We start from the raw sequence: 8,283 nt of genomic DNA on the forward strand, positions 1-8,283 counted from the left end.
CACCGAAAGGAAGTGTAAGATGAGTGAAAGTGAAAGATCACGGATAGATGGGTGGTGTGGGCAATTCATGAGAAAGTGGATCGACGCAAATGAGGAGATGTCAATAAAGGCACTGCGAGAAATGAACTGGTGGTCTCTTCCTGTTCCTGATGTATTGGACTCGATGAAAGCAGAGTGGCTGGCCGACGCAATTGACAGACTTGGGGATGAGGAAGTGGTCGGAATCGCATTTGAATTCAAGGCGAATCCAGATGTCGAGCGCGTACACGTATCTCGGGATGCGATTCTGGAATATAACTTTAGAAACACATGGAGAACTGCTATCTTGACATCAGTCAGTGAGTTGTTTGTTTATTACAAGCACAATTCGAATAAGTACTACATGTTATGTGGAGATAGCAATTTTATTTCTTGTTCTTACCGCTGCACTTTGGACACGGCAAGGAAGATATATTTTGAGGAATACACGGATCTAGAGTTTAACAATGAATCTGAACGACGTTATATGGTAGAGTTGTGGGAACGTTATGTCGACAGAAAATGAACCTTGAATTACGCCAGGTGCCACTCAACACTGATGATTTCATGCCTGCATCTCGGGAGCCAGTTGGCGGAGGTCATGCTGATAGGGACAAGCATGGGATCTCCAATGGGTTGCCTCTTCGTTTTCCTGGTACTACAGTTGCACTTCACCCACAGGGCGGGGCCTCGCTTTCGATAGTGACACAGTTGCGCAACGCCTTGATGGTGCCGCCACCAGATTGACCAGGTGATCGCACGATCAGCAGGGCCACCTGCTTCAGAATGATCTCGACCTGCAGTCGGCGGACTTCCGGAATCGTCAGCGGAATCAGGGACTGGTCGCTTTTGTGGGAAGTTCTCCGCCTTGCCGGGAACGAATCACCTACAGGTCGCGTGAGCCAGCACCGAGAGCATGATGTGCCGCTACCAGCCATGCCACGAACGGACTTCGTATTCGTCCAGGCCGGTTTCCTGTTTGCTTGGCTCAAAGCATTCCTCGATCGCTCAGCGACTTCCGGCAATCTCCACCAGTCGCGAGAGTGGAGTCCGCTTGGGGCTAAAAGTGTAGTAGTAAGCCAAATCTTCCGAGGCGCTTAAAGACCGACGCACCAGCAGCCCGCGAGGGAAGCGATCGTCAAAGGCAACAACGGTCGAACGGATACCAATGAAGACACAGCCTCCATCGTGGCGAATGGCAATTGTCGTATTTCTGGTACCTGTTACCGAATGGGACGAGGGGTTCCGGGCCTATTTCAAGTGGCTCGCGGAATCGGCCGTTGCACCTCGTCAATGAGGGCACGATTCAGCTGTCCAACCACCTGGGGGTGAGAACATCGTCGAACTGCGGGATCGCATGACCGTACTGGACGCGGTCGGTCTGACGCACGCCGATCTGGAGTACGATTCGGTCAGCCTGGGTATCGACGATGTAGGCGGCCAGCCTGACGAAACTCACCCCTGATGTCGCTGACTGCTTCGAATAGCTCAGCGAGTGTCACAGAGCCGGTCGGAGACGAATCAGCGGTGTCCGAGAATGCCGGCAATCACATTTCTCCATTGACGGCCGCATTAACCTTGGTTGATGATGTTGGCGTGGCGATTTCGGAAAACCCGTGACACGATCTTGATCGCCAGCCTGTTCGACGTTCTCCGAGAGGCCAGCATCACAAACAGCGGGTGCAGAGTGCGTCGCATGGCGTTCGACCTTTGAAATCTGTGTCAAAGGAGCTTCCCAGCAGGTAGCGAAGAATATTTGCACCCCGGACGTCAGCCGGTGTGCGCCGAGTTTATATGGCAGAGCAGGGGACCGGGATCGGGGTTCCCGCCAGGCCGGATTGCGCTCTGAAAAATACGCGCGCGTCATTTGGAGAGTCTCGAAAATGCGCGCAGCCCTTGATTTCTGTTAACCAACCAGTCGTGAGTTCGTATCCGTCGGGTTCGGTTTAGGGGGGACCATTCGAGACGCATTTGCTGTAAGTCGTTGCCAGCACTTCAGTACAAACTTTGGAGGCGGCGCGTAGGGTTCGTAACTCCGTCTTGAAAGGGGAGGTAGTCCGAAGAGCCGCAAGTTGTGCTAGAACGGTACCAAGCACAGAACTGCCGATTCTGAACCCCAATTTTACCCCGAAACCAACAACTCTCGGCAAGGTTGGCGAGGCTTTTTCTGGGATCGAAAAGAATACCAAAAAAATCAAGGTCAATGGGCGGAATCGGATTCCTGATGGCCTAACCGACGACGTTATCTCCGAAGTCAAAAATGTCCGACGCTTGAGCTACTCGCGACAACTCCGAGACTTTGCCGATTATGCGAAGCAAACTTCTAGAAGGTTCGAATTGCACGTTCCAGAAGGAACCGCTCGCTATGGATTGTCTGGACCGCTGAGAGAAGAAATTGAAAGCGGCGATATCATATTAAGGATTATTTCTGGACTGTAGGATATGACTATGAGAAATAGTGGAAAAGATGGTCCGTCTGACTTTCTAGAGTATCTGCGCAAGAATGTAGAGTATCAGGAAATGATGCAGGGGAAGGAGAGAGAATGGAGAGAGTGGCGACGAAGCCTAGATGCAGACGAAAAGGAGTTAGTTGCAAAGTGCCACGCTGCCGGGCATCCGATCAAGTCGGTTTGGGATTTTGTAAATATGGAAGAAAGTTACGCTACTGCTATCCCCATATTGGCGGAACACCTTGAGAAGAAGCATCAGCCCCGTGTGCGTGAAGGCATTGTTCGCGCGCTATCTACGCCAGAGGCTTGGGGTGTGGCACCACCCGGGCCACTCATCAGGCTGTTTCGGGACGAATCCGACCCAGAATCTGAGATGAAGTGGTTGTTGGGGGCGGCGATTGCTCATACGGCTACTCTTGCAGAAGCTCACGAGGTTTGCGAGCTTATGGAAGACGACGAGAACGGTCGCAGCCGAGAGTTCCTGCCGCTGGCACTTGTTCACTGTCCAAGACTAGCAGCCCTTGCGATCCTTGAACCTCTCGTTGGACATCCCGTCATGGGCGAGAGCGCCGTGCAGGCGATTAATATTGTCTCACGTTAGCCTGATGAGTGGCGGAGTAGTTATAAGCCATAGTTATTAGTGACCTGCAGCCGAAAAACTGAGCCATTGGCAATGAAAGAAATGGGTTAGAATCTGGTCGTCAGATTTTGGAGCACGACGACCATGAAGAAGTCACAGTTTACGGACCAGCAGATTGCTTTTGCGCTGAAGCAGGCCGAGGCAAGAACTCCGATCGAGGAGGTCTGTCGCAAGATCGGTGTAAGCCAGCAGACCTTCTACCGCGGGAAGAAAAAGTTTGCTGGCTTGGGCGTTGAGGAGCTGCGCCGGTTGAGGCAGCTCGAAGAGGAGAACAAGCGACTGAAGTCTCTGGTCGCCGACCTCAGCCTCGATAAGCAGATTCTGCAGGATATCCTGGCAAAAAAGCTCTGAAGCCTGCCCGCCTTCGTGAATGTGTCGAGGGAGCGAAAGCGTGTTGCCGAATCAGCGAGCGTCGTGCTTGCGGTTTGGTGAGCCTGGCTCGTTCGAGTCATCGCTACAAATCGACGAAGGATGAGCAGGCCGCTCTGCGAATGCGGATGAAAAAACTGGCTGCAACCCGAGTTCACTATGGCTATCGTCGCTTGTGCGTGTTGCTACGCCGGGAAGGATGGGCTGTGAACGCGAAGCGGATCTATCGGCTTTATCGCGAGGAGCAGTTGGGTTTGCGCACCAAGAAACCCAGGCGCCGCGTGAGCTGCCGAACCCGCGTGGATCGCCCGGCGGCGACTCGCATCAACGACTGCTGGGCGATGGATTTTATGTCCGACGAGCTGTTCGACGGCCGCCAGATTCGTCTGTTAACGATAGTCGATCACTTTACTCGTGAGAGTCTGGCGATCGAGTTTGGTTCTCGAATGCGGGGCCGGGAAGTTGTCGCGGCCCTGGAGCGAATAGCCATGAATCGGGCGCGGTCCAAATCGATTCGCGTGGACAACGGACCGGAGTTTACGTCGAAGGTCCTGGACCAGTGGGCGTATGCCAACGGGGTAACGCTCGACTTCAGCAGGCCCGGAAAGCCTACAGATAACGCGTTCATCGAGTCATTCAATGGCAGCGTCCGAGCGGAATGCCTGAACGAAAACTGGTTCTTATCTTTGGAAGATGCTCAGGAGAAGATAGAATCCTGGCGAGTGGACTATAACGAGCACCGACTCCACAGCGCTCTGGGCAACCTAGCCAGATGAAGCCGTGATTTTCTCACATTGGTTGGTGCAGATTTCGGGAGCAGGTCATACCCAATCGATACTCTCTTAACGGTGGGGCAGGATCTTGGGGCACGCCATGACCCCAGCAGCACAGCGGAACTTACCCAAATCAACCTTCATAACACCTGATACAACTTTTTCAGGCATCCCACCATCTCGCCCCGTGATCGGAGATTCACGACTCAAGCCATCGATGACGCTGCCCATCGGGGTTACCAACGATGGCCCCGCGATTTGGATGATGAAGTCGTCAATTGGCTTCGACGACCAGAAAACCGCAATGCGACTCCTCAACAATTCGAGGACTGGCTTCGTTGGCGATACAACCAGCCTGACCTTCGTGAACGATTCCCGAATGGATTTTAATTAGGGAAGGAATTGTGATGTTCTTTGTTCTCCGCAAACCCGAAGCGGACAGTCCCGAAGACCGGATGGGACGAACCGATGCCATCAAAGAAGAGGGATTCAACGTAGGCGACTGTATTCGCTGTCCCACGTGTAGTCGTCCGCTGTCGATGCTTGAATGGTTGCCGCCGTATCGAGTTGAATTGGAGTCTTGGGGCAAGCATTACGGTGATGTTGCTGACATCGGTGATGTATTAATCGTTTCCGAACGCTTTGTGGACGTATTTCGACATCACGAGTTGCGTGGGTTGGAGAGCATTGAGCCGGTTGATCTTGTCAAGGTGGTCCACCGCCGTGTCAAGCCAACAGAACCGGCTCCCCGCTACTTCAAAGCGACCGTCGTGCGAAGCCCGACGATGATCGATCAAAGAGCGTCGGGATATGTGTGGCAGGACGAATCAAAAGTTTGCCCTGAATGTTTGTTCGATACGCTCAAGCGATATGATCGGCTTGTCATCAAGGAAGAGACGTGGAACGGCGACGACATCTTCTTTCCACGTGGCGGCAATGGACCGATCACCAGTGATCGGTTCCGAACGACCTTCCACGAACAAGGCTTGGTTGGAGCGGTCTTCATTCCCACTGCTGAAGACCATTACGATTTCTTCCCGTGGGAATCTGCGGCTGAACCAACACGTTAGAACCAGTTTCACAAGTGTGAAATCAGTGAACAATTTGCAATGGCATGATGTGTGCTTCGCTCCCGCGTTCGAAAGGAGTTTTGCACATGTTACCGCGATCCCACCAGTCGGCTGTTGCTGACTCGATGTTGGGATCCAGGATGGATTCGAAAATTGTCCTGACGGACGAACAATGGAATTTGATCAAACCGTTCTTTCCACAGAAAATTCGCTCATCGCTCGGTGGACGACCGGAAGTCGATAACCGCAGGTGCTTGGAAGGCATCCTGTGGGTGCTCACGACCGGCGCCCGCTGGAAAGATTTACCCGCTGAGTATCCCTCCTACTGCTCCTGCTGGAGACGCTTTCGCAACTGGACGGAATCAGGTGCGTTTCTCAAAGCCTGGTCAGTCCTGCTCGAGAAACTGGATGAACTCGGGCAGCTTGATCTTTCCACGCTCATCGGGGATGGAACATTCTGTGCCTCAAAAAAAAAGGCGATGAAGTCGGCCTGACGAAAGTCGGCAAGGGAAGTAAGGTGATGCTGCTCACCGAAGCCAACGGGCTGCCGGTCGGCGTCCAACTGCATTCGGCGTCACCAGCGGAAGTGAAGTTGATTCGTCCTCTGCTCAGATGTTGTCGTCGCAAGACTTCCCGCAGTAAACGGCTGGTCTACGACAAAGCCGCCGATTCCGCTCAACTGCGCGAGCAGATTCGGTGGCATGGCTTACGACTCATTGCTCCCTATCGTCGACGTCGTAATGAAACCCGCGCTCGGCGACTCCTCGCTCGCGATCAGGCCTACTACAAACTTCGTTACCAGGTCGAACGCTGCTTCGCCTGGATGACACACTTCCGCCGCCTTAACGTTCGCTGGGAGTACCACTGGCACCTCTTCGAAGGCTTCTGGCAACTCGCCTGCATGTTCACTATCCTCAAGCGGTTATGAAACTGGTTCTAGGTTGTCTGTCAATTACCGTTTCACGCCCCCGGCATCGCTCTCGCCAAGCCAAAGTCCTTCCCGCACTGCCCGTTGTTCTCTGAGCCATTCGTGAAAGCTTCCCTGCAGAGAGCTATGAATATCTGCACTCCGGACGTCGGCCGGTGCGCGTGAAGTTCATCGGATGGAGCAGAGGACCGGGATCGGGGTTCTCGCCAGGCCGGAACACGGTCTCAAGAATACGCCCGTCATTCGGAAAGTCTCGAGAAATGCCCGTCTCGCCCGATTTCAGACGTGGAGGGATCACGGCTCCGTCCTGAACAGGAGAGGGTGTCAGACAGGAAGACCGGAAGACCGGTAAGACGCAGTTTTCTTCTCATTGAGACTGGACGCATGATGGACAGAAGTCCGTCCATGGGCAACTGCTTGTTGCTCCGCAACCCGGAGATAAACCTCCCGGCCATCCCGCGGTTCTGATGTATCGGACACACGTTTACGCCCGCTGGGATGACTATGTGGAGATCAAGGCTCGCGACGGCCGCGTCGATCGCAAAGTCCTCGCAGACGACTTCCACATGGTCCAGATCGACTCGGAGTTTGAGTGGAACGTTCGGGGAACGGTTTCGAATCAGCTGCCGCTAAAGTCCAGCGGCTCCCGAGGCAGAACTCATACGGCTGCCTACAAGTCCGAGATCGAGATTTCGAATTACCCGGGCGGCAAGAACTCGGTCAAAGAGACGCTTGGACAGACTGTTCTGGACCGAATCTCACTTCAGCACCAGCATGAGAACGCTGATGCGGCCGACGGGTACGATGCCATGTCGTATTCCGAGTTTGCCACTGGAGGTATCAGTGTCGACGCCGAGGGGAGTTACGGCGACGATGGCAAGATCGATTACACCGTGACCGGCGTGGCGGCGACGGGTGCGAAACGTGCGGTGAGTCCCAGCGAAATGATGGGCATGTTCGACGAAGAGCATTTCTACGAACCCCCGCTGTCGAATCCGAGCATCTACGAGCAGGAAGACATCTTCTACTATGATGACAGCTCGAACTGGACGGCTCCGGCCGAATACCATGATGGCCTGGCCGTTCCGGAGTTGACTGAACAGGTTGAGCCAAGCATCCAGGCCCTTGAGTCGGCGATCGATAACTCGCATCAACCGGCCGGCTTTGACGTGAGCATTCGTTTTCCAAACGCAATGCTTCAGAAGACCAATAACGCCCAGAAACTCGGCTCCACAGACGACTATGAGGGATTCGACATCTGGGACAGATCGGGACCGGCAAGTCGACAGCACCCCCAGTTCTCAATGGAAGAGGACGGATACCCGGCACCTGCCAACAACCTTCTGCCGGCGTGGGAGTCCACGCAGCAGGTGCCAACACCAGCAGGTGACGACAGTGGGACAGGTGATGGAACGACCGGCGGCGAGTTGGATGGCGAATCTGATTCTTGCAACTGCGAATGCCCGACGGAGTACCAAGATCTAGATCAAATTTGGTATGAATATTACTACGACGATAACGACACTCCGGAAGATGAGTCCGATGACGTTTACGTCGGCTATGGTGTCTTTAAGGTCCATGACGTAGGACCATTTGGGCATGGAGCAGTAGTCGGCAATCTCTATGACGCAGACGGAAACATCGTCAGTGCTATTGCTTATGATTATTCCATTCGTAAAGTTATCCCGGTGGACGACGGAACGGAAGCCGGCCAGGCGGAATCGCCCCCGCCGGGGCCTTCGAACTCGATGGCCCAAGGAGCAAAGTTTCAGATTCCGGAAGTGGCTGCTAAAGTAGGAGAGAACGCGGCGAAGGCGCCGGAGCCACCGGTGGCTATCCCGTCCGTATCGTCCGATGAACCACGAGAACTTGACACCCCACAAGAGCAAGACGCGAACGATTGGCGAATTTCGAGTTTTCTAAGAACTCTGGTGTCCGTTGCCTCCTTGACATTTACGGCCGCAGATGAGAGTGATTCCGAGGATAGCGAGGGTGAGACTCCCGACGACTTGTTAAGGCGACTGGGGCGTTACTT

The 8,283-nt window shown here is 54.0% G+C and carries 10 protein-coding genes and 1 pseudogene; 9 read left to right on the forward strand and 2 right to left on the reverse strand.

Annotated elements, in window-relative coordinates:
• Positions 1 to 19: 19 nt before the first annotated feature.
• Positions 20 to 544, forward strand: coding sequence for a hypothetical protein (locus L1A08_RS21255; RefSeq protein WP_238758587.1), 525 nt, complete (start codon positions 20 to 22; stop codon positions 542 to 544).
• 404 nt (positions 545 to 948) lie between these two features.
• Here the strand turns inward: L1A08_RS21255 and L1A08_RS21260 are convergent.
• Positions 949 to 1,149, reverse strand: a pseudogene (locus tag L1A08_RS21260) (IS701 family transposase); the annotation flags it as partial.
• A 175-nt stretch (positions 1,150 to 1,324) separates the two neighbouring features.
• Complete coding sequence (locus L1A08_RS21265) at positions 1,325 to 1,477, reverse strand: hypothetical protein (protein ID WP_238758588.1); 153 nt, start codon at positions 1,475 to 1,477, stop codon at positions 1,325 to 1,327.
• A 581-nt stretch (positions 1,478 to 2,058) separates the two neighbouring features.
• Between L1A08_RS21265 and L1A08_RS23105 the strand changes: the two genes are divergently transcribed.
• The 8 genes from L1A08_RS23105 to L1A08_RS21300 all read left to right on the forward strand — a co-directional run.
• Positions 2,059 to 2,457, forward strand: coding sequence for a putative toxin (locus tag L1A08_RS23105; protein ID WP_390896941.1), 399 nt, complete (start codon positions 2,059 to 2,061; stop codon positions 2,455 to 2,457).
• Positions 2,458 to 2,466: 9 nt separating this feature from the next.
• Positions 2,467 to 3,069: a hypothetical protein gene (locus tag L1A08_RS21270; protein WP_238758590.1), complete on the forward strand. Its 603-nt coding sequence runs from the start codon at positions 2,467 to 2,469 to the stop codon at positions 3,067 to 3,069.
• Positions 3,070 to 3,192: 123 nt separating this feature from the next.
• A protein-coding gene (locus L1A08_RS21275; RefSeq protein WP_238758592.1) for an IS3 family transposase occupies positions 3,193 to 4,253 on the forward strand; the annotation gives its coding sequence in 2 pieces (ribosomal slippage) (positions 3,193 to 3,445 and positions 3,445 to 4,253; 1,062 coding nt in all).
• Between the two features lie 214 nt (positions 4,254 to 4,467).
• A complete protein-coding gene (locus L1A08_RS21280; protein ID WP_238758594.1) occupies positions 4,468 to 4,644 on the forward strand; it encodes a hypothetical protein in 177 nt (58 codons plus the stop codon).
• Between the two features lie 61 nt (positions 4,645 to 4,705).
• Complete coding sequence (locus L1A08_RS21285; protein ID WP_238758596.1) at positions 4,706 to 5,320, forward strand: imm11 family protein; 615 nt, start codon at positions 4,706 to 4,708, stop codon at positions 5,318 to 5,320.
• Positions 5,321 to 5,460: 140 nt separating this feature from the next.
• Positions 5,461 to 5,814 (forward strand): transposase, encoded by a 354-nt coding sequence (locus L1A08_RS21290; RefSeq protein ID WP_238758598.1) that lies wholly within the window; start codon positions 5,461 to 5,463, stop codon positions 5,812 to 5,814.
• Positions 5,815 to 5,837: 23 nt separating this feature from the next.
• Positions 5,838 to 6,248, forward strand: coding sequence for a transposase (locus tag L1A08_RS21295; RefSeq protein ID WP_390896942.1), 411 nt, complete (start codon positions 5,838 to 5,840; stop codon positions 6,246 to 6,248).
• A 566-nt stretch (positions 6,249 to 6,814) separates the two neighbouring features.
• On the forward strand, positions 6,815 to 8,283 hold a 1,469-nt coding region (locus tag L1A08_RS21300; protein ID WP_238758603.1), incomplete at its 3' end, for a hypothetical protein.

This window comes from Rubinisphaera margarita (genome assembly GCF_022267515.1).
In the GTDB taxonomy this organism is placed as follows: Bacteria; Planctomycetota; Planctomycetia; order Planctomycetales; family Planctomycetaceae; genus Rubinisphaera; species Rubinisphaera margarita.

What these genes read in the sequence shown, in the direction of transcription:
- L1A08_RS21270 (WP_238758590.1), top strand. Translation starts at nt 2,467, where the DNA reads ATGAGAAATAGTGGAAAAGATGGTCCGTCTGACTTTCTAGAGTATCTG.
- L1A08_RS21255 (WP_238758587.1), top strand. Translation starts at nt 20, where the DNA reads ATGAGTGAAAGTGAAAGATCACGGATAGATGGGTGGTGTGGGCAATTC.
- L1A08_RS21285 (WP_238758596.1), top strand. Translation starts at nt 4,706, where the DNA reads ATGGGACGAACCGATGCCATCAAAGAAGAGGGATTCAACGTAGGCGAC.
- L1A08_RS21290 (WP_238758598.1), top strand. Translation starts at nt 5,461, where the DNA reads ATGGATTCGAAAATTGTCCTGACGGACGAACAATGGAATTTGATCAAA.
- L1A08_RS21280 (WP_238758594.1), top strand. Translation starts at nt 4,468, where the DNA reads ATGACGCTGCCCATCGGGGTTACCAACGATGGCCCCGCGATTTGGATG.